The 20,349-nt window shown below is 60.9% G+C and carries 18 protein-coding genes; 9 read left to right on the forward strand and 9 right to left on the reverse strand.

Annotation, left to right across the window (positions count from 1 at the left end; genetic code table 11):
• Together R4P64_RS26115 and R4P64_RS26120 are read left to right on the forward strand one after the other, a co-directional pair.
• The coding region (locus tag R4P64_RS26115; protein WP_317823256.1) for a catalase at positions 1 to 1,053 on the forward strand (1,053 nt) is incomplete at its 5' end.
• 263 nt (positions 1,054 to 1,316) lie between these two features.
• Positions 1,317 to 2,504, forward strand: a complete 1,188-nt coding sequence (locus R4P64_RS26120; protein ID WP_033234652.1) for a zinc-dependent alcohol dehydrogenase — start codon at positions 1,317 to 1,319, stop codon at positions 2,502 to 2,504.
• Positions 2,505 to 2,832: 328 nt separating this feature from the next.
• On the opposite strand, the gene R4P64_RS26125 is transcribed toward R4P64_RS26120, so the two are convergent.
• A complete protein-coding gene (locus R4P64_RS26125; protein WP_317823257.1) occupies positions 2,833 to 3,144 on the reverse strand; it encodes a MerR family transcriptional regulator in 312 nt (103 codons plus the stop codon).
• Positions 3,145 to 4,136: 992 nt separating this feature from the next.
• Here R4P64_RS26125 and R4P64_RS26130 point away from each other — a divergent pair.
• The 3 genes from R4P64_RS26130 to R4P64_RS26140 all read left to right on the forward strand — a co-directional run bounded on the left by R4P64_RS26130 (position 4,137) and on the right by R4P64_RS26140 (position 7,459).
• Entirely contained in the window at positions 4,137 to 4,793 is a 657-nt protein-coding gene (locus tag R4P64_RS26130; protein WP_317823259.1) for a HEAT repeat domain-containing protein, read from the forward strand.
• Between the two features lie 15 nt (positions 4,794 to 4,808).
• Entirely contained in the window at positions 4,809 to 5,822 is a 1,014-nt protein-coding gene (locus tag R4P64_RS26135; RefSeq protein WP_317540436.1) for a HEAT repeat domain-containing protein, read from the forward strand.
• 173 nt (positions 5,823 to 5,995) lie between these two features.
• Positions 5,996 to 7,459: an APC family permease gene (locus R4P64_RS26140; RefSeq protein ID WP_317823260.1), complete on the forward strand. Its 1,464-nt coding sequence runs from the start codon at positions 5,996 to 5,998 to the stop codon at positions 7,457 to 7,459.
• An 88-nt stretch (positions 7,460 to 7,547) separates the two neighbouring features.
• Here R4P64_RS26140 and R4P64_RS26145 read toward each other — a convergent pair whose 3' ends face one another.
• The 7 genes from R4P64_RS26145 to R4P64_RS26175 form a co-directional block, all read right to left on the reverse strand.
• Positions 7,548 to 8,918: an HNH endonuclease signature motif containing protein gene (locus R4P64_RS26145; RefSeq protein ID WP_317823261.1), complete on the reverse strand. Its 1,371-nt coding sequence runs from the start codon at positions 8,916 to 8,918 to the stop codon at positions 7,548 to 7,550.
• A gap of 181 nt (positions 8,919 to 9,099) precedes the next feature.
• Positions 9,100 to 10,266 carry an NAD(P)/FAD-dependent oxidoreductase gene (locus tag R4P64_RS26150; protein ID WP_317823262.1) on the reverse strand — a complete coding sequence of 389 codons (1,167 nt, stop codon included), beginning with the start codon at positions 10,264 to 10,266 and terminating at the stop codon, positions 9,100 to 9,102.
• A gap of 25 nt (positions 10,267 to 10,291) precedes the next feature.
• Positions 10,292 to 10,996: a TetR/AcrR family transcriptional regulator gene (locus R4P64_RS26155; protein WP_317823263.1), complete on the reverse strand. Its 705-nt coding sequence runs from the start codon at positions 10,994 to 10,996 to the stop codon at positions 10,292 to 10,294.
• 229 nt (positions 10,997 to 11,225) lie between these two features.
• On the reverse strand, positions 11,226 to 12,215 hold the full coding sequence (locus R4P64_RS26160) for a malate dehydrogenase (protein WP_033234659.1): 990 nt from the start codon (positions 12,213 to 12,215) through the stop codon (positions 11,226 to 11,228).
• A gap of 53 nt (positions 12,216 to 12,268) precedes the next feature.
• Positions 12,269 to 12,928, reverse strand: a complete 660-nt coding sequence (locus R4P64_RS26165) for a hypothetical protein (RefSeq protein WP_411742709.1) — start codon at positions 12,926 to 12,928, stop codon at positions 12,269 to 12,271.
• Positions 12,888 to 14,159 (reverse strand): histidine--tRNA ligase, encoded by a 1,272-nt coding sequence (hisS, locus tag R4P64_RS26170; RefSeq protein ID WP_045067532.1) that lies wholly within the window; start codon positions 14,157 to 14,159, stop codon positions 12,888 to 12,890. The genes R4P64_RS26165 and hisS overlap by 41 nt, the downstream gene beginning before the upstream one ends.
• Positions 14,160 to 14,175: 16 nt before the next feature.
• Positions 14,176 to 14,856 carry an MBL fold metallo-hydrolase gene (locus R4P64_RS26175; protein ID WP_092808188.1) on the reverse strand — a complete coding sequence of 227 codons (681 nt, stop codon included), beginning with the start codon at positions 14,854 to 14,856 and terminating at the stop codon, positions 14,176 to 14,178.
• Positions 14,857 to 15,022: 166 nt separating this feature from the next.
• On the opposite strand from R4P64_RS26175, the gene R4P64_RS26180 reads away from it, so the two are divergent.
• The 4 genes from R4P64_RS26180 to R4P64_RS26195 all read left to right on the forward strand — a co-directional run bounded on the left by R4P64_RS26180 (position 15,023) and on the right by R4P64_RS26195 (position 17,881).
• Positions 15,023 to 15,895 (forward strand): peptidylprolyl isomerase, encoded by an 873-nt coding sequence (locus tag R4P64_RS26180; protein WP_317823264.1) that lies wholly within the window; start codon positions 15,023 to 15,025, stop codon positions 15,893 to 15,895.
• Positions 15,895 to 16,695 (forward strand): peptidylprolyl isomerase, encoded by an 801-nt coding sequence (locus R4P64_RS26185; RefSeq protein WP_033234663.1) that lies wholly within the window; start codon positions 15,895 to 15,897, stop codon positions 16,693 to 16,695. Before R4P64_RS26180 ends, R4P64_RS26185 begins: the two co-directional genes overlap by 1 nt.
• Before the next feature lie 90 nt (positions 16,696 to 16,785).
• Positions 16,786 to 17,289: a flavodoxin domain-containing protein gene (locus tag R4P64_RS26190; protein WP_317823266.1), complete on the forward strand. Its 504-nt coding sequence runs from the start codon at positions 16,786 to 16,788 to the stop codon at positions 17,287 to 17,289.
• A gap of 16 nt (positions 17,290 to 17,305) precedes the next feature.
• Positions 17,306 to 17,881 (forward strand): hypothetical protein, encoded by a 576-nt coding sequence (locus R4P64_RS26195; protein WP_317823267.1) that lies wholly within the window; start codon positions 17,306 to 17,308, stop codon positions 17,879 to 17,881.
• A gap of 51 nt (positions 17,882 to 17,932) precedes the next feature.
• Here the strand turns inward: R4P64_RS26195 and R4P64_RS26200 are convergent, their stop codons facing one another.
• Positions 17,933 to 20,347 (reverse strand): RelA/SpoT family protein, encoded by a 2,415-nt coding sequence (locus R4P64_RS26200; RefSeq protein ID WP_033234665.1) that lies wholly within the window; start codon positions 20,345 to 20,347, stop codon positions 17,933 to 17,935.
• Positions 20,348 to 20,349 lie beyond the last annotated feature (2 nt).

A 20,349-nucleotide genomic window follows, 5' to 3' on the forward strand; every position in this document is an offset into this window, starting at 1 on the left:
ACCAATTTCTTCGCCGAAACCGAACAGATCGCCTTCCACCCAGGGCACCTCGTGCCCGGTATCGACGTCACCGACGACCCGCTACTACAGGCCCGCCTGTTCTCCTACCTGGACACCCAGATCAGCCGGCTGGGTGGACCCAACTTCGGTCAGATCCCGATCAACCGCCCACACGCACCGGTCAACGACACGTTCCGCGACGGAATGCACCAAAGCGCAGTACATTCCGGTGTCGCCCCCTACAAGCCGAACTCCCTCGACGGTGGCTGTCCCTTCATGGCCGGCGCAGAAGTCGGGGCGTTCGTCGAAGTACCGGTAGCGCTCGAGGCCGGTACGAAACTTCGCGGCACACCAGCCACATTCGACGACCATTACTCACAGGCGCGTCTGTTTTACAGCAGTCTCACTGTCATCGAACAAGACCATGTCGCACAGGCATACACCTTCGAACTAGGAAAGTGCTACGAACAAACGATCAAGGAACGAGCCCTCGATGTGATCGCCAACATCGATCCCGACCTGTGCGCGAGAGTCGCCGCCGGGCTCGGCCTCCCGGCCCCGAAGCCGTCCGTCCCGTTCGACGACGCACCGATGCCTAGCCCTGCTCTATCGCAGGTCGGCGCGCAGTGGCCGGTCACCGGCCGGGTGATCGGCATCGTCGCCGATGAGAACTCCGATCTCGCCGCGGTCACCGCAGCGGTGTCAGCTATAGCAGCCGACGCAATGGTGCCATTGGTGATCGGCCCCCACGGCGGTGAATTGGTCTCGGACTCGGTCGTTGTCCCCGTCTCGCGTACCTTCGACACTGCACGATCGATCGAATTCGACGCACTTCTACTCGCAGGGGTACCGGCGGACCCGCGCCTGGACATTCTCCTCTCGGAAATGTTCCGCCATGGCAAGGCCATCGGCGCATGGAATGACGCGACGGAACTTCTCGAAACCGCAGAACTCACTGCGGCGGACGGCGTCGTGACCGGCGAGGACAGCGTATCGGTACTTGAACAAGTGGTCACACTGCTCAAGTCGCATCGAGTATGGAGCCGACTCTGACAAGTTGTCAGTGAGCGGCTCCCGGTGCGGCCGAAATCGGCAGTCACGCTGCACCGCCGAGGAAGATCAGTTCTGTAACTGCAGAGGAGCCATTCTCCGTCGTTCTTCTTCGTACATGCGGATGGTTCCCCACGTAAACCCATAGCCCTGGAGACTCCAGGGCACGTGACGAGCCACTGATGGCCCGGCCGATTTTGTTTGCACTTCAGTCGTTTAGGGCAGGCGAACGGCGACAACATTCCAGCGAGAAGAGGTCGATCAACGTGCGCGCAGTTACATGGCAAGGTAAGCGGAAGATCAGCGTCGAAACAGTTCCCGATCCCACCATCGTCGAACCCACCGACGCCATCATCAAAGTCACCACCACAAACATCTGTGGATCCGACCTACACCTGTACGAGACCTTGGGCGCGTTCATGAACCCGGGGGACATCCTCGGTCACGAGCCCATCGGGATTGTCGAGGAGATCGGATCCGACATCACTGATCTCGAAGTCGGTGACCGTGTCGTCATCCCCTTCCAAATTTCATGCGGCAACTGCTTCATGTGCAACTCCAGCTTGTACACGCAGTGCGAAACGACGCAGGTCCGTGACCAAGGCACCGGCGCGGCATTGTTCGGATTCTCCGAACTTTACGGCTCGGTACCAGGCGGACAAGCTGAGTACTTGCGGGTCCCACAAGCGCAGTTCACTCATATCAAAGTACCTGAAGGACCTGACGATTCACGCTTCGTCTACCTTTCCGACGTGCTGCCGACGGCCTGGCAATCGGTTGAGTACGCCGCAGTGCCACCGGGTGGTTCCGTGACGATCCTCGGCCTCGGACCGATCGGAGATATGGCCGCTCGCATTGCTCAACACAAAGGGTTTCGAGTCATCGGCATCGACCGGGTACCCGAACGCCTCGCACGCCTGGAAAAGCGCGGCGTTGAAACACTCAACCTCGACGACTACGGCGACAAGATCGGCGACGCCGTCCGCGCTCTCACCGACGGCCGCGGAACGGATTCCGTGATCGACGCTGTCGGCATGGAGGCTCACGGGTCGCCAATCGCGAAGCTCGCGCAGCAATTCATCGGACTACTTCCCGACGCGATTGCCGCACCGGCAATGCGCACCGCCGGTCTCGACCGTTTAGGCGCGTTGTATTCGGCAATTGACATCGTCCGACGCGGCGGAACGATCTCGGTGATCGGCGTGTACGGCGGAAAGATCGACCCACTTCCTCTGATGACTTTGTTCGACAAGCAGATTCAACTGCGAATGGGCCAAGCCAACGTCAAGAAGTGGGTCAACGACATCATTCCGCTCCTGACGGACGACGACCCCCTCGGAGTCGACACCTTCGCCACCCACCAACTGCCATTGGAACAGGCACCGCACGCGTACGAGATCTTTCAGAAGAAGCAGGATGGAGCAGTCAAGATTCAACTGAAGCCTCACCTGTAGCAACCTGCGAGCACCTGCTCGGCTTCGCATGTCACGCAGTAGGTGGTCGCACAGTCTGGAAACGCCCCACCTCGCAGACTCACGCGGTGGGGCGTTTCCGGCCACAATCGATCAAAAGCTCCCCCACCGGCATCCGACGCCAGAATTTCACCCGAACACGGGCGGTCCGCGGTTCTTTCAATCCCGCACCGACCGCGTATCGACGGAGTTTCTTACCGAACCGCACAACCACCGCTCACGGACGCGGCCGACATAACGACGAAAATCCTTGTGTCCGAAGAAAACAAGATCGTTGCAGACGCAGACTTCCAGCAAATCGCGTGTTCAATCAAGCAAGGCTGTCGGCAGATTCACTCAGCTGAGCAATCCGCGCCGCAAGCACCGAATTCTCCGCCTCGAGCGAAAGAATCAACCGCACAGCAACCAAATTGACCCCGTCATCGACCAACCCGGTAATACGACGCAAAGTCTCCAAATCTGACTCGCTGTACCGACGCGTTCCACCACCAGTGCGAGTAGGCGTCAACAACCCCCGCCGCTCGTACAAACGCAACGTCTGAGGCCCGACTCCGGATAGCTCCGACATCACCGAGATCCCGTAAACACCGCGCAGTGAATGCGACTGAGACTCCAACGCCACTGCACACCTCCTCACGGATACCTGGGCACTACGCCGATTTTAGCATCCGACATTAAAGAATCTCGACCAGCAGATACAGATTCCTTGCAGCCAGAGAGACAAATCATCCACGCTTCCGCCTTATCCACCTCGGCAAGCAGATTCGGCTACCAGAGGGAGAACTAACATCGAGAAATCGTAACCGACATCACGCCATTGTTGATGGACGCACACCTCTCGTTTCCCAACAGATCAGGGCAATTTGCACTGCAAGAGACTGTCTCTGATCGGTGATTCGCCCTGGACGCTCAGACAGTGCAGAAGCTCCGCTCAATTTCCGTCACAAATCAAATTCCGCGGCCGCAGCTAATGATTAACTGTAAGTTCGGGGCAACTCACAAGTCGAGTACCGCTGAAATTTTCAGTAGTGAGACAGCAGAACAGTGAGACAGCAGAACCTAGACTCCGCAACCCCTTGCCGGCAATCACCCAACTAAACGGTCGACCCAACTGACCGAACGGCGCGGCAGACACGCAAGCGATCATCTCCAACCTCGACCAAAGCCAAAACCTGCCTCGAAGCGGAACTCCGAGCGTCTATGTCGTCGGTCGACGAGGTGCTCGACGCGAACCGGCGACCGCGCGACCATCTCGCGACAATAACCCCCCAATGTCCACGCGAAGTTGAGAGTGCCAGGCACGAGGCCATCAGCGTCAGTAGTCAACCCGCGCTGTAGTGCTCGATTGCCGTCGCTTCGATAACTATCACTACCGGCTCGCGCAGTTTTCCATCGCTCCGTTGCAGGACTACGTGAGTGCATTCATTGCCTCAAGTGCGTACGCGACCTCTGCACGCATTTCGCGCCGAGAATGCCGGCCGTCGAACAACTCGAATCTGGAGCCAGATGACCGTCGTACAGGTTTTCCACCACGGTCATCAACGACTACCGACAACGGGCTTGACCTTGACACAGTGACAAGCACTCAAATGGTCGACGAAGGAGGTGGTTGTCATGAACACAACCAATAACGGTGGGTCGAATACCCATCTCGTCGACGCGCTGGCTGCAGCGGATTCGTCGGACCGGCTTCGGGCTGCACTCGCTCTAGGTACCCGGGGTGATCCGGGCTTGATGGAAGCCCTTGTCGATCGGTGCGCTGTTGAACCGGATTTCTTTGTCCGCGACATGCTTACATGGGCATTGTGCCGACTCCCCGCCGAAGTGACAGTGCCGAGACTGACCGGCGAGCTCGAATCCGACTCCGTCCAGGCTCGCAGCCAGGCGCTGCACACCCTGTCCAAGATCGGGGACCCTGACTCCTGGCCTGCCGTGATAGCACTGCTGCATGACGACCACGACGAGGTCGCGCGCAGCGCGTGGCGGGCGGCTGTGGCACTCGTACGACCAGGTGACGAGGCCGCGCTTGCGGCTGATCTGGCCACTGAACTCGGACGAGGCGACACGGACATGCACCTCAGCCTCAGCCGGGCGCTGGTGAGTCTCGGAGATTCCGTCCTACCGATCCTCGACGCGGCTGCGACGAGTCCTGATCCAAAGGTTCGCGCACATGCAGTTGCAACTAAGCGGCTTTACTTGGATCCCGACAGTGGCTTCACCCTCGCAGTGGAATTGGCGCAGCGTGTAGCTATCGTCGGGCCGCACACGTAGTGAACAGGAGTAAAGATGTTGATCGGCGAAGTCTCGCGGCAGTCCGGTGTCAGTACGCGAATGTTGCGTCACTACGACGCCTTGGGCCTGGTGGAGCCCACCGGCCGCACGTCCGGCGGCTACCGCGAGTACTCAGCCGACGACATCCGCCGGCTCTTCCATGTCGAGAGCCTGAGGACGCTCGGGCTCTCGTTGGACGAAACCAGACGCGCCCTGGACGAGCCCGATTTTGCTCCCGCCGATCTGGTGGGTGATCTCATCAAACACACGCGCCAGCGCATCGCTGCCGAACAGGAACTGCTCACGAAACTCGAACGCGTCGACGCCACGGCACCGTCGGAGTGGGAGGACGTTTTACGAATGGTCACCCTGTTGCGTGCGCTCGAGTCGGAGTTTGCTGCCCGCCGTCAACAAGCAATCCTGAATCAGGAGGGCAATGCGTCGTTGCCCATCGACGCATTGGTCGAGGCTGCATTGACGGAAGACGACCTCAATGTCGCCGGCGCGCTCCAGTGGTCGTTGGCCAGGGCCGCCGGTCAGGGAGTCACAAATCTCGCCGTCGGCCTCCGGTCTCAGGAGGTCGACGTCCGACGCCGCGCCGTTGCCGCAATTGCAGCCGTACACACCTCGGAGGCAACCACACATCTGAGACAAGCACTCGAGGATTCCGACACCACCGTCCGCTCACGCGCGGCTCTCGCTCTCGGCGCTCGGGGAAGCGTCGACGCGATCCCTGCCCTCCTCGAAATGGTCTTGACAGGCCAGCTCGACGTCGAGGCTGCCGAAGTTCTAGGCATCTTGACGGACGTCTCGCCATCACCCGACACCATCGTCGATCAGATGCAGACCACGCTCGACAGCATCGCCGATGCACCGACGCGGTTGCGAATTACTCAGGCGCTTGCGGAGATTCCCGGTCCATCAGCACTCGGAGCTCTCGCCCGGCTGACCCAGGACAACGATCGAACGATCGCGGCCACTGCGGCTGCGATTTTATCCACCCACGAGCGCAGGCATAGACAGCGTTAACCGCTAGTTGCCGAGATGCGGTGAAAACAAAGCCCCACAACATATTCCTGGCCCAAAGCACGTTTATCCAGGTTATTCCGGGGAAGCGGCCGGCTCCCGCGCGCCACCTGCGTTAGCGTGGGATTGCGAAGAACGTCTTCGAGACACCTCTTCAGAGATACGAGGTCACCACGGTGACAAAGTCGCTGGCAGATGACCCAACCGCGGACAATGTCTCACGACGCGCCGGCTACGAACCCGAACTGAAGCGAACTCTGAACTCATTCCAGATGTTCGCGATCTCGTTTGCGTTCATCTCCGTGGTAATCGGCATCTTCGGAACCTTCGATTCCGTCCTTGCCAACGCAGGACCAGTCGGAATCTGGTTGTGGGTCGTGGCAGTATGCGGGCAAATCCTGGTGGCGTTGGTTTACGCGCAATTCGCAGCCCGCATTCCGCTCAGCGGGTCTTCCTACCAATGGGCGTCGCGGCTGGCGAACCCCAAAGTGGGCTGGGTATTCGGCTGGCTGGCAGTCTGGGCGTTGGCGATCGGTGTGAGCGCAATCGACGATGCGCTTGCCAGTCAGTGCCTCATGCCCCTGCTCAACATGGAACCGAACGAGGACACGGCACGAGTAATCACCGTAGTCATTCTGCTGATTCAGACTGTGCTCGCCATTGCCTCGACACGGATTGTCGCACTGGTTAACTCAGCCGCTGTAGGTGTCGAATTGGCGATTGTTGTGGTGCTCGGCATTGCGCTGATCGTTGCTGTGGTGGTGACGGGAAACGGCACAACCGACAACCTCACATCGCGTGGTATCACCGAAGGCGCTCCCGATTACTTTGCCGTCGGCGGCGGGGTGATGGCTGCGATGATTCTGGGTTTTGCCACGCTCCAGGGATTCGACGCCGCAGCGAACATGGCTGAAGAGGCCAGAGACCCGTTTCGGAGTGTCCCCCGCGCAATCGTCGGATCGGTAGTGGCAGCCGGGATTCTGGGAATGTTCTTCCTGATCGCCCTGACCGTCGCCATCGACGACATCCCCCAGATAACCGAAAGCGGCTCACCGGTTGCCGCGATCATGCGAGATCAACTTGGTCCCGTGGTGGAGCGAATATTGTTGGTAGCGATATCATTAGCGTTCTTTGCCGCCGGACTGGTCGTGATGACTGGAGTGTCACGAATAATTTTTGCGATGTCACGCGATGCACGCTTCCCTGCGCACCGACTGATGCGGCGAGTCAACCCTCGTACCAAGACACCGATCCCGGCGACCATACTGGTTCTTGTCATCGGCGTCGTCTTGATGATCGCACTACCAGGTGCCGCATTGCTCGAATTGATCCTGGCATCAACGATCATTCCGTTCCTCCTCTACGGCATGACGATCGTCCTCTATCTGGCCGTACGCAGGCGACTCGATCACAAGCCGGGCGCGTTCGACCTCGGCTGCTTCGAGTTGCCGATCGCGATTGCCGCGCTCGTGTGGATACTGTTCAGCTTATTCGTACTGATTGCGTCGGGAACCTTGACCCCGGTATTGGTGGTGACCGGCTTGATCACAGTAGGAGCGATGTACTTCTGCTATCTACTCAAATTGAAACCCGAGACACTGAACAACGAGCCTGGACTCGAGGATGCTTTCGAAATCTAGTTGAACCGGCGCATGCGTGTGGGCTTCGCATCGTCTTTGTCGGTGATGCGAAGCTTGCACACGGTATTCAGTTCCGGTGGAACCGTTTTCAGTCTCGATGCACTGGTCCTTGACGGGTTGTGGAGCGTCGGCGTCGTTGTTTCGGGTCGATCGCAGCTGGTGGGATGAACCACGGTTTGTGATCATCGCCCATCTTGATTTCCCAGATGCCGCGGAACCCGCTGGTGCTGTGGATCAACCGGTGGTGGCTACGGCAGAGGAGGGTGAGGTTGTCCATCACCGTCAGACCGCCCACCGACCACGGTTTTATATGGTGCGCGTCGCACCAAGCAGGTACGGCATCACAGTTAGGGAAGGCGCAGCCTTTGTCCCGGGCGATCAGCGCCGTGCGTTGTTCCGGTGTGACGAGGCGTTTGTGCGGTGTCGCATCCAACGGTGCGCCGTCGCCGTCCATCAACACTGTCGAGAGCATGCAATCGCACGCAAGCATCCGGGTCAGGCTCACACTCAGTGGCCCCATCCACGGCATGTACCCGACATCAAGATCCTCGACATCAGGCTCGTCGCCATCGAATGCACTACCGTAGAACTCGCCATCATCCGATGCGGTTTCGCTGCGCATGGTCGCGCATTCGCGATGCTCGGCAAGGTCTTTCGCGGTGATATGCACATTCACGTGCGGACGCTGGCCCCCGTCAACACCGGTCATGGCATTGTCGAGATACCGGCGAATCAATTCCGTGAAGGCGTCGGCGGTGCGTTTGGCAGCCGACCGCTGATCCGGGGTCCCGTCAGCAGCCGGTTTCGGCATCGACAAACCCGACAGAGCCGACAACAACATTTCACCAGTGAGTGCATCGAAATCACCCTTGATCGCCACCCGACCGTTGAGCGTCGGAGCAATCCGCAAGACATTGAGGTCATCATCCTCACCGGGCGGCGCCTGGTCGGATTCGAAAATCCGCTCCAGAACTGCAATCGCGTAGCGGAGTTTGATGGTGGTCGCCTCGACCCCGGATGCGGCAGCGAGAAGGGTTTTCATGCAGGACGGTAACGCCCTGTCGGGCATACCTTTTGGTGGAGATTCGCAGAACGAGGCGATCATTGCCGCATGATCGAGCGAGAGATCACCGGCCTCGAACTGCGCAGCAATATCCGGGAACCCCCGCAAAGCGGCACCGAGGGCAGCGATCTTGTTACCGGCCGCGTTCTGCAGCATCGTATTCGCCGCCAACCAGCGACCAACACCGCGGTAGCACAGCACCTGCTCGTCCGAATTGAGTGCCAACTCATCCACTGCCGCAACCCGAATCGCTTCCAACCGAAGAATCTCCGCAGACGCACAGACGGCAACGTCCCGAACCTCAGCCGGTCGCAATCGCCACAACCTGCCCCGCACACCCACAGCCGAACCGGCAACAACATCCCCCACCGAAACAAAATCGCTAACCGTAGTCATCAAGGCCTCCCCACCCGTGACCCCAATTATACTCGAACAACCATTCGATTCAAGAGGCATTTCGGACTGGTTCCAAAAATATTCACTCGAGAGTCATTGATGCACAGCAATATTCGACAAGGAGGCTGCTACTGCGACTTGGCTTGTTACCCCGAAATGACCGAAAGCAATTGAGATTCTGTCACGTTGTCGCCGCCGCAGCATCCTGCTCGTCGAAGCCGGCGAACATGTCTACCAACCCCTGCGGCGAATTCTCACTGAAGAGAATTTCGAGGCTCTCGGCAGATTCGGCAGCAGCCTTGGCTGCTCGCGGAAATAGCTCTGCTTCATAGGCCGCGAGCGCAGATTCGACGTCACCAGAGTGTTCGCTGACTGCCAGGGCGAGCAACGCACCGTCGTACATCGCAAGATTCGCGCCTTCTCCTGCAAATGGGGACATCACGTGCGCGGCGTCACCAAGGAGCGTGACGCCAGGGACGCGCTTCCAGGAATGATCTATGGGGAGGGCGAAGATGCGGCGCGGAGTCAAGCCGGTGTCGGCACGCGCAATCAAGTCACGAAGGGAGTTGTCCCATCCGTCGAGCAATCGGAGAATCGCACTCGTCGCCGCGGGAACATCAGTGAAATCGATAGTGTCAATCCAGTTCTCATCGGCACGGACACCCAAATAGCTGTGCAGACTCCCATCACTTTCGCGGTGGCCCAGGATTCCGATGTTTCCGCGGAATGCAAAAAGCATGCCGCTGCCCATCACCGCAGCCGCCGAGGGGTGACGTTCATCGGCGTCGAGCAGGTCCGCTTCGATGAAGGAGATCCCGCTGTACGTCGGCCAGGCGTCGGAGACGAGCGGCCGGACTTTCGACCAGGCGCCGTCGGCACCGATGAGGAGGTCGGTAGTGATGCTCCCACCGTCCGCAAAGGAAACCTCGTGGCGACCGGCAACGCCCTCGACCTGACTGATTCGGGTGACTTTGTGCCCCCAATGAATAGCCTCGTCGGGTAGAGAATCTATGAGCATGTCGCGGAGGTGGCCGCGGTCTACCTCGGGTCGCGAGAGAGTGCCGCCATCAACCTCTTCCCGAAGGATTGTTCCGGCGTGATCGAGTACGCGCATTGCTTCGCCACCAGGGTGAATCAACGCGCAGAAGGGTTCCCACAAACCGGCGGCGCGTATGGCCTTCTGGCCGTTGTGGTCGTGGATATCGAGCATGCCGCCTTGCACTCGGGTGCTGCGGCTGGGCTCGAGTTCGAACACAGCCGACGTGATGCCGTGAACATGGAGGACGCGGGCAGCGATGAGGCCACCGAGTCCCCCACCGATGATCGCAATGGGATAGTGAGTAGTCATGGTTCTCCTCGAAAAGTAGTTTCAGTCAGGACAATTCATGGTGCGTGAACGATGTCGGAGTGGCCGCGATACCGGCAATGAGCGCTCGTATCGACCACGTCATGCGCTCGGTGGGCGCGCCGGCGAGAATCGCATCGGCGTGCTCGGCGATGCTGGGAAGTTCCTTGGGGTCGGCAGTTCGAACCGCGCGCACAAGGCCTTCCCACGCGGCCTCGTCATCAACGGATGCGTCGATGTCGCTCGGACTGGGAGTGCTGTGCTCGGCGGCGGCCGCGGTGGCATTCTGGAGAAGGAGATCAGCACCCCAGGCCGCACGCGCAGGATCAACCCCGCCGTCGATCAACAGCCCGAGCACCCGATCGAATATCCGGAGCGAATTCGGGCCAGACGGACGAAGCACGAGTGCCGATCTTGCCAAACCGGGGAACGCGAACAGAACGTCCGCGTAGTCGCGCAGTAGCGTCACCAGCCGATCTTGCCAGTCTCCGTCCGATGCCACTTCCAGCGTCCGAACGAGTTCGTCGAGGACGCCGCCATGCAGTTCGGCAGTGTTCGCGACATAGACGTACAACGCGGAAGGACCTGTGTCGAGTGCTTGCGCGACACGACGCATGGTTGCCTTCTCGAGCCCCTCGGCGCGCACGATCTCGATAGTTGCGGCGATGATCCCCTCGCGAGAAAGCGCGGGTTTTGCCGGCCGCTCACGGCGACTGCGGTTGGGAGTTGACATACCGAAACTCTACACGAACATGTTCGTTACGAACATGTTCGTCATATCTCTTTTTGGAAAGCGTCGCAGTTTCTCCACCACGCAGTACGAACCAGTTCACTCCCGCAGCACAAATGAGCCCCCGCAGCATCGATCAGGCGCGCGGGGGCACAATCAGCGCGCGACGCGGCGGAACCACACCGAGCGCTGCGACAGCAAACGGCTCCGCTAATTTGGGCCCGAGTCCGGTTCAGGCAAACCCGAGTTCGCGCACCGCGTTTCGTTCTTGTTCCAGCTCGTTCACCGAAATATCGATGCGAGCGCGCGAGAATTCGTCGATCGACAGCCCCTGAACGATGCTGTACTCGCCACCGGCACACGTGACGGGGAACGACGAGATCAAGCCCTCGGGAACGCCGTACGAACCATCCGACGGAACCGCCATCGACACCCAGTCCCCCTCGGCCGTTCCGCCGACCCAGTCGCGGACGTGATCGATCGACGCACTTGCCGCACTCGCCGCTGACGACGATCCACGGGCCGCGATAATCGCCGTACCCCGCACCTGCACCGTCGGGATGAAATCGTTCTCTACCCACTCGCGGTCATTGATCACGTCGAGCGCCGGCTTGCCCGCGACCGTCGCGTGAGACAGGTCCGGGTACTGGCTCGCGGAGTGATTACCCCAGATCGATACCCTTCGAACCGACGCTGCCGCCGCACCGGTCTTCTTGACCACCTGCGCAATGGCGCGATTGTGATCGAGCCTGGTCAAAGCTGTGAAGCGTACGTTCGGAACATCAGGAGCGTTGTTCATCGCGATCAGCGCATTGGTGTTGGCGGGGTTGCCCACCACCAGCAGCTTCACGTCGGAGGCCGCATTGTTGTTGATCGCTTTGCCGTGTGCAGTGAAGATCGCGCCGTTGGCACTGAGCAGATCGGCGCGCTCCATGCCCTTGCTGCGCGGTCGAGCGCCCACCAACATCCCGACGTTTGCGCCGGAGAACGCAACGTCGGGATTGTCGGTGATGTCGATGGAGTCCAGCAACGGGAATGCGCCGTCTTCGAGTTCCATCGCCACCCCCTCGGCAGAGGACACGGCAGAAGGAATTTCGAGCAGTCGCAAGCGAACCGGAACATCGGGTCCGAGCATGTCACCTGCAGCGATCCGGAAAAGTAATCCGTAGGCGATCTGACCCGACGCTCCGGTCACCGTGACGGTTACTGGCGAAACACTCATTGCCGACTCCTCCACTTGCCGTTCTGCTTTCACTTCTGCGAACGACTTCCACGCTAGTCCAGCAAACCCGCCACTTCGTGGTCCGTGAGTGTGGTTCTCGGCACTCTTCCCGTTGCGCTCACCAGCTCCACTGCCCGGTACAGTGGCCGCTCCGCCAAACCGGCACCGCGCGCTTCCGCGCGCAGTTGCTCGATCAGTACCGACGACAAGGCTGCTGCCGGCACCAACTCGCTCGATGCCAAGGCGTCGGCCAGCTTGCGGAGCGCAAGGATTTCCAGCTCGCGCCCTCCCCCTGCGGTGTAGAGAGCAAGGGGAATTCGCACGCTGGATCGCGCGTCGGTCAACTTCATACTGACTTCGCTGATCCGCCCCGTGCGCACCATGAGCTCGGCGGTGACCACCTCCGCCGCGTCGACCTCACCGGTGCGGAAACCCGCCTGCGCCCGAATCTTCTTGCCGTACAACGTGATGTGTCGACGCAAGGTCATCAAGATCGCAAGCGACGTCGGAACGGCGATGACGAAGCCGACCAGCAGCGCCACCGTCGTCGAGGCAAAGACGCTCACGACCAGGCCGACCACAACACCGAGCACAATCACCGCGACGGCAATCCGCTTGAGTCTCGGCGCAATCAGCGCGATCGGGACAAGATCAAGCGAAACCGGTTCTACGTCACGAGACAACGAGAGTCCCGAGCCTGTCGACGATTTCATCGAGCGAAACCGACTCCTGCTCACCCGTCGAGAGGTGCTTGAGGACAACAACACCTTCTTCGAGTTCACGCTCACCCAGGACAAGCGCAAAGGCCGCACCGGACTTGTCGGCAGCCTTCATCGACCCCTTGACGCCACGGTTTCCGTAGGCCAGATCGACACGAATGCCATTGCCACGCAACTGATGTGCAATGGCAACCAACTTACCCTTCGCTTCGGATCCCATCGGCACGCCGAACACATCGACGCGCGCCGGCGGAGCGACGGACTTGCCCTCAGCTTCGAGTGCCAGCACCGTGCGGTCGACACCGATACCAAAACCGATGCCGGACAACGGCTGTCCACCCAACTGCTCCATCAGACCGTCGTATCGACCGCCGCCGCCGATACCGGACTGCGCGCCCAGACCGTCGTGGACGAACTCGAACGTCGTCTTCGTGTAGTAGTCGAGGCCACGGACCATGCGCGGATTGACGACGTACGGAACACCCAACGCGTCGAGGTGGCTCAGGACCTCGTCGAAGTGCGCCTTGCAGCTGTCCGACAAGTGATCGAGCATGAGCGGCGCATCTGCCGTCATCGCCCGGACATCGGGACGCTTGTCATCTAGGACGCGCAGCGGATTGATCTCGGCGCGGCGACGGGTTTCTTCGTCGAGAGGCAGCGCAAAGAGGAACTTCTGCAGCAGTTCACGGTACTGCGGGCGGCAGGTGTCGTCGCCGAGCGAGGTGATCTCGAGACGGAAGCCGTCGAGTCCCAACGAACGGAACCCGGCATCGGCAATGGCGATGACCTCGGCGTCGAGCGCCGGATCGTCGATACCGATGGCCTCGACGCCCACCTGCTGCAGCTGACGGTAGCGACCCGCCTGCGGACGCTCGTAGCGGAAGAACGGGCCCGCGTAGCTGACCTTGACGGGAAGCGTGCCACGGTCGAGGTTGTGCTCGATCACGGCGCGCATGACTCCGGCCGTGCCCTCAGGGCGCAGAGTCACGGAACGATCGCCGCGATCGGCGAACGTGTACATCTCTTTGCTGACGACGTCGGTCGACTCGCCAACGCCGCGGGCGAACAGTGCGGTGTCCTCGAAGATCGGCAATTCGATGTGGCCGTATCCGGCCAGACGTGCGGCGCGCGTCAATCCGTCACGGACGGCAACAAATTCGGCGGATTGCGGCGGAACGTAATCCGGGACGCCCTTGGGTGCAGAGAAGGTGCTGGCTTTACTCACGAGTGGTTACTTTTCCTTATTTCTGTCCGCTGAGTCCAACGAGAAACGGATTGGAGCTTCTTTCGGCGCCGATCGAACTGTTGTCGCCGTGCCCGGGGAGGATGACTGTCGCGTCGTCGAGAATCAGAAGTTTCTTCGCGACGGAATCGAGCAATTGTTCATGGTTGCCACCGGGAAGGTCACTTCGCCCGATTGAGCCCTGGAACAGGGTGTCGCCTGTGAAAGCCAGATCGACTGGACCTTCTGCAGTACCCGCCTGGGTGCGGAAGACAACAGATCCCTGCGTATGGCCCGGGGTGTGATCGACCGCAAAGGACATTCCGGCGAGCTCGAACGAGTCCCCGTCGGATAGTTCGATGACCTCGTCCGGTTCGACGAAGGACATGTCCTTGATGAAGTCCTTCATCGTCGGACCGATTCCCCGGGCAGGATCGGTGAGCATGTAGCGATCATCCGGGTGAATGTAGGCCGGCGCCGAGTACCGCTCGCAGACCTCACGCGCAGACCACATGTGATCGAGATGCCCGTGCGTCAGCAGCACGGCCGTCACCGACATGTCCTTGGAGTCGAGAAACTCGAACAGCGGCTCAGCAGCGTCCTGACCCGGATCGATCACCACACACTCGCAGGCATCGTCCTGAGCGAGTATGTAGCAGTTGGTCTGGAACATCCCGGCCGGAAAACCAGTCACGAGCACTTGAGGTAACTCCTCTTCGAAGGGCGAATCAGGCAACACGGTGTCACGTACAGCCTAAAGCTGCTGCCCCGCCAGTAAGTTCTCAGGTTGCAGTGGGAGACTTTCCGACAACTGAAGTTATACCGACCAGACGCAGTTCCACCCGTGAATATGGAGGACTCCAGCAGTGCCGAGTAACGAGCAGCGCCGCCAGGCGGCAAAACGCAAGCTCGAGCGCCAGCTCGAACGCCGCGCCGAGCGGGCGCGCAAGCGCAAGCAAATGACAATCGTCTACACGGCTGCTGGTGTCGTCGTGGCTGTTGCCGTCGTCGCCGGGATCGTCCTGCTCACCCGAGGTGACGACAGCAGCACCGAGAACACCGCTGACGACGCCACATCGACGTCTGAGCAGACTGCCGCCGCCATGCCTGCCGGTTTGCTCACGCCGTTGGCAGAGACCGTCTCGTGCGCTTACCCGACTGACGCTGCGCCGGCATCCAAGCCGAACAACCCGCCGCGCGCGGACGGCATCCCCACCACGGCGCCGGACGCGACGCCGAGCATCAGCATGGAGACGTCGCAGGGAAATATCGGCCTCGTCCTCGACGGAACGAAGTCGCCGTGCACGGTCAACAACTTTGTGAGCCTCGCGGGTCAGAACTACTTCGACGCCACGACATGCCATCGCCTGACGACGAGCCCCTCATTGCAGGTCTTGCAGTGCGGCGACCCGTCGGGCACCGGTAGCGGCGGACCCGGTTACCGCTTCGAAAACGAGTACCCGACCACTGCTTTCGACGCCGCAGACCCGGCCGCTCAGATGCCGGTGACGTACAGCCGCGGAATGATCGCGATGGCCAACGCCGGGGCCGGCACAAACGGTAGCCAGTTCTTCCTCGTCTACGGCGATTCACAGCTCCCGCCTGACTACACCGTATTCGGCACGATCGACGAAACCGGGCTTGCGACGCTCGACAAGATCGCGGCGGGTGGCAGCGCGCCCGAGGGCGACGGCACGCCGAACCTCACCACCGATATCAAGACTGTAAGGATCGACTGATGAAACGCACGTCCCTTCTGATCGCGGCCGTCGGCGTCACCGCCCTCGTCCTCGCTGGGTGTTCCAGTAACGACTCCGAGTCCGATTCCGCGTCGTCGAGCACTCAGGCGAGCGCGAAGTCGACCACGAAGTCAGCACCACTCGACATGTCGCAGTTCGAACAGTTGCCCGCCGTTCCGGCGCCTGCTGGTGCCACGGTCGACTGCACCTATGCCCCGGCGGCGGGTGCAGCCAAGACGGTTGACACACCGACTTCCACCGGCGTCCCCGCCGAGGGCACCGTAAACGTCCAGTTGACCACCACCGCCGGACCGATCGGTATGGAACTCAACCGCACCGCCGCCCCGTGCACCGTCAACAGCATGGTCAGCCTGGTCGAGCAGAAGTACTTCGACGACACCCCGTGCCATCGCCTCGTCACCAGCCCGGGCCTGCAGATCCTCCAGTGCGGAGATCCTTCGGGCCAGGGCACGGGCGGACCGGGATTCGGCTTTGCCAACGAGTACCCGACCACCGTGTACGCCGAGAACGATCCGGCGCTGTCGTTGCCGGTCGTCTACCCGCGCGGCACTCTGGCCATGGCTCATTCATCACAGCCGGACAGCAACGGTAGCCAGTTCTTCCTCGTATACGACGATTCACTGCTCCCGCCCGACTACACCGTTTTCGGGACCATCGACGAGGCCGGTCTTGCAACCATCGAGAAGATCGCCGCCGACGGTGACGACGGAAGCATGGGAGCCACCGGCGGCGGTGCCCCGAACACCCCGATCACCATCGAAACAGCAGTAGTCGCCTGATCTGACAGCACAAAAAGGGGCGATACGAGAGATTCCTCTCGTATCGCCCTTTTCCGTTTTGTATCACCGACAAAGCGGGATCATCACTGCATGAGGATTCTGATCGCAACAGCGAGCAAGCACGGATCGACTGCCGAAATCGGTGAGCAGTTAGGCCGCGCGATTACTTCGGGGTTACGGGCACGAAATATCGAGCCTCAGGTCGATGTCAAGAAAGCCCACGACGTCCACACTGTCGACGGCTATGACGCAGTCGTTCTCGGCAGCGCGATCTACCTCGGGAAATGGCTCAAGGACGCGACCCGTCTGGTGGACCGCGATCTCGATGCCCTGCAGAAGCGTCCGGTGTGGTTGTTCTCCAGCGGCCCAATCACCCCTGGTGACAATGCCGACAATCTCAAGTGGATCAACACACCGTGGGCTGTTGAGCACCACATGTTCGGCGGCAAACTCGATCAGTCGGTGCTCTCGTTCACCGAGCGCATTGCGACCAGAGCGGCAAAAGCGACCGAAGGCGATTTCCGATCGCCGGACGACATCGCCGCTTGGGCCGACAGCATCTGCTCGACCCTCGCCGCCCACCCGGATCGGTGAAGGTCGAAGGACACACGTGACCGCCGTAGATCTGTATTGGCTTCCGCTCGGCGCTGGCGGACATGTGGTGCGCTTCAACGGCATTGTGTACGAACGGTTGAGCGCCTGGTTCGCTCATCGAACACCGGTGCCGCTTTACCATTGCGCGCTGCGAATCACAGTGCCGCCCAACGTCTATTCGATCGAGATGACTCCGGTGTGGCAGCACAAGGAACCCGATCGCGGTGTTGTCGCGGAAGGTCCGGTCGGCGCGCACTGGGCAGGTAGATCGAAGTACTTCCGGTACGAAGTGCACTGTTGGCGGAACGGAACGGTCGACGATATCGAGGAAGCCGTCGAGAGTCCGCTGCGTCTATCGGCGGATTCGGCAGTTGCCGAGCAGATCCTCGACGAGATTCGAACGGTTCCCACCTTCGTCTGGGGACGGTATGCCGTCGGCGTAGGTGACATGTGGAACTCGAATTCCGTTGTGGCCTGGGTCTTGACCCGATGCGGCGTCGACCTTTCCGGAATCGAGCCACCGCGCGGCGGGCGGGCTCCCGGCTGGCACGCCGGAATCGCTGCAGCGGCAAGACCTTCCAGGCGCACGTAAGCGACTGGCGCCGAGCAGGGAATCTGCTCGGCGCCAGTCGGTGTGAGAGAACTACGACGCCGACGTCACTCGATACACGTCGTACACGCCTTCCACATTGCGGACCACGTTGAGAACGTGGCCGAGATGCTTCGGGTCACCCATCTCGAAGGTGAACTTGCTGATGGCAACTCGATCACCGGACGTGTTGACCGACGCAGACAAGATGTTGACCTTCTCGTCTGCCAACGCCTTGGTCACATCGGAAAGCAAGCGGTGACGATCGAGCGCCTCGATCTGGATCGCGACCAGGAACACCGACGACGCGGACGGTGCCCACTCGACGTCGATGATCCGTTCGGACTGGTCGTGCAGCGAATTGGCGTTGGTGCAATCCGTGCGGTGAACACTGACCGCGCCGCCGCGCGTGACGAACCCCAGAATGGAATCGCCAGGCACCGGTGTGCAGCACTTGGCAAGCTTTGCCACCGTGCCCGGAGCACCGGGAACCAGGATGCCGGAGTCGCCGGTACTGCGAGTACGCACCGGCATGTTCGACGGTGTCGACCGTTCGGCCAGTTCCTCCTCGACTGCGCCGACGCCGCCGAGATGAGCCACCAGACGCTGTACGACGTGGTGCGCACTGACCTGGCTCTCACCCACCGCGGTGTACAACGCCGAGACGTCCGGGTACCGAAGCTCGTTCGCGATCGTGCTCATCGACTCGGCATTCATCAAGCGCTGCAACGGAAGTCCGACGCGTCGTACTTCCTTGGCGATTTGATCCTTACCGGATTCGAGAGCTTCCTCGCGTCGTTCCTTCGCGAACCACTGACGAATCTTTGCCTTGGCCCGCGGGGAGACGACAAAGGACTGCCAGTCACGGCTGGGGCCTGCGGTGGCCGCCTTCGACGTGAAGACTTCCACCACCTCACCGTTGTCGAGCTTGCGCTCGAGGGCGACCAGACGTCCGTTGACGCGGGCACCGATACAGCGGTGGCCCACCTCGGTGTGCACGGCGTACGCAAAGTCGACCGGCGTCGAACCTGCAGGCAAGGTCACCACGTCACCCTTGGGGGTGAAGACGAAGATCTCCTTGACGGCAAGGTCGTAGCGCAGCGACTCGAGGAACTCCCCCGGGTCGGCCGCTTCACGCTGCCAGTCGAGTAGCTGGCGCATCCACGCCATGTCGTCGACCTCGGCGATGTCGCCGGCGTGCTTGCCCTTGGTCTCCTTGTACCGCCAGTGCGCGGCGATACCGAACTCGGCCGTCCGGTGCATGTCCTGCGTACGAATCTGGACCTCGAGGGGCTTGCCCTCCGGACCCACGACCGTGGTGTGCAGCGACTGATACACGCCGTACCGCGGCTGTGCGATGTAGTCCTTGAACCGCCCCGCCATCGGCTGCCACAGTGAATGCACAACACCGACTGCCGCGTAACAGTCACGGACCTCGTCACACAGAATGCGGACGCCGACCAGGTCATGGATGTCGTCGAAGTCGCGGCCCTTGACGATCATCTTCTGATAGATCGACCAGTAGTGCTTTGGCCGTCCTTCAACCACCGCATTGATCCGCGACGCGGACAGCGTGGAGTTGATCTCGGCCCGCACCTTCGCCAGGTAGGTGTCCCGCGACGGCGCGCGATCGGCAACCAGACGCACGATCTCGTCGTACTTCTTGGGGTGCAGGATCGCGAACGACAAGTCTTCGAGTTCCCACTTGACTGTCGCCATTCCAAGCCGATGAGCAAGGGGTGCAATAACTTCGAGAGTTTCGCGAGCCTTGCGCGCCTGCTTCTCCGGCGGCAGGAAGCGCATGGTCCGCATGTTGTGCAGGCGGTCGGCAACCTTGATGACCAGCACCCGGGGATCACGCGCCATCGCGATGATCATCTTGCGGATGGTCTCGCCCTCGGCGGCGGTGCCCAGGACAACCTTGTCGAGTTTGGTGACGCCGTCGACCAAGTGCGCAACTTCGTCGCCGAAATCGCGCGTCAATTCTTCGAGCGAGTAACCGGTGTCCTCAACCGTATCGTGAAGCAATGCGGCCACCAATGTGGTGGTGTCCATCCCCAACTCGGCGAGGATGCTCGCGACAGCCAGCGGGTGCGTGATGTAGGGATCGCCGGACTTACGACGCTGACTGGAGTGTCGTTCCTCCGCGACGTCGTACGCGCGCTGGAGAAGCGCCAGATCGGCCTTCGGGTACAGCTCACGATGCAAACTGACCAGCGGCTCGAGAACCGGGCGGATGGTGGCATTACGCTGCCCCGTGATGCGCCGAGCAAGGCGAGCTCGAACGCGGCGAGACGCCGACGCCGGTACGGCTGCACTCTGACCGATCCGATTGCCTGCTGTTTGCGACGAAGCGGAACTGTCGTCCGGAGCACCGGACTTCGATGGTGTCGTATCCGGAGCCGGGTTGGTACCCGATTCCTGCGACACTGCACCCGAGTTCTGTGATCGATCAAGATTCGACGTCATGT

The organism is Rhodococcus sp. IEGM 1366, from assembly GCF_033142425.1.
Classification (GTDB): Bacteria; Actinomycetota; Actinomycetes; order Mycobacteriales; family Mycobacteriaceae; genus Rhodococcus_F; species Rhodococcus_F globerula.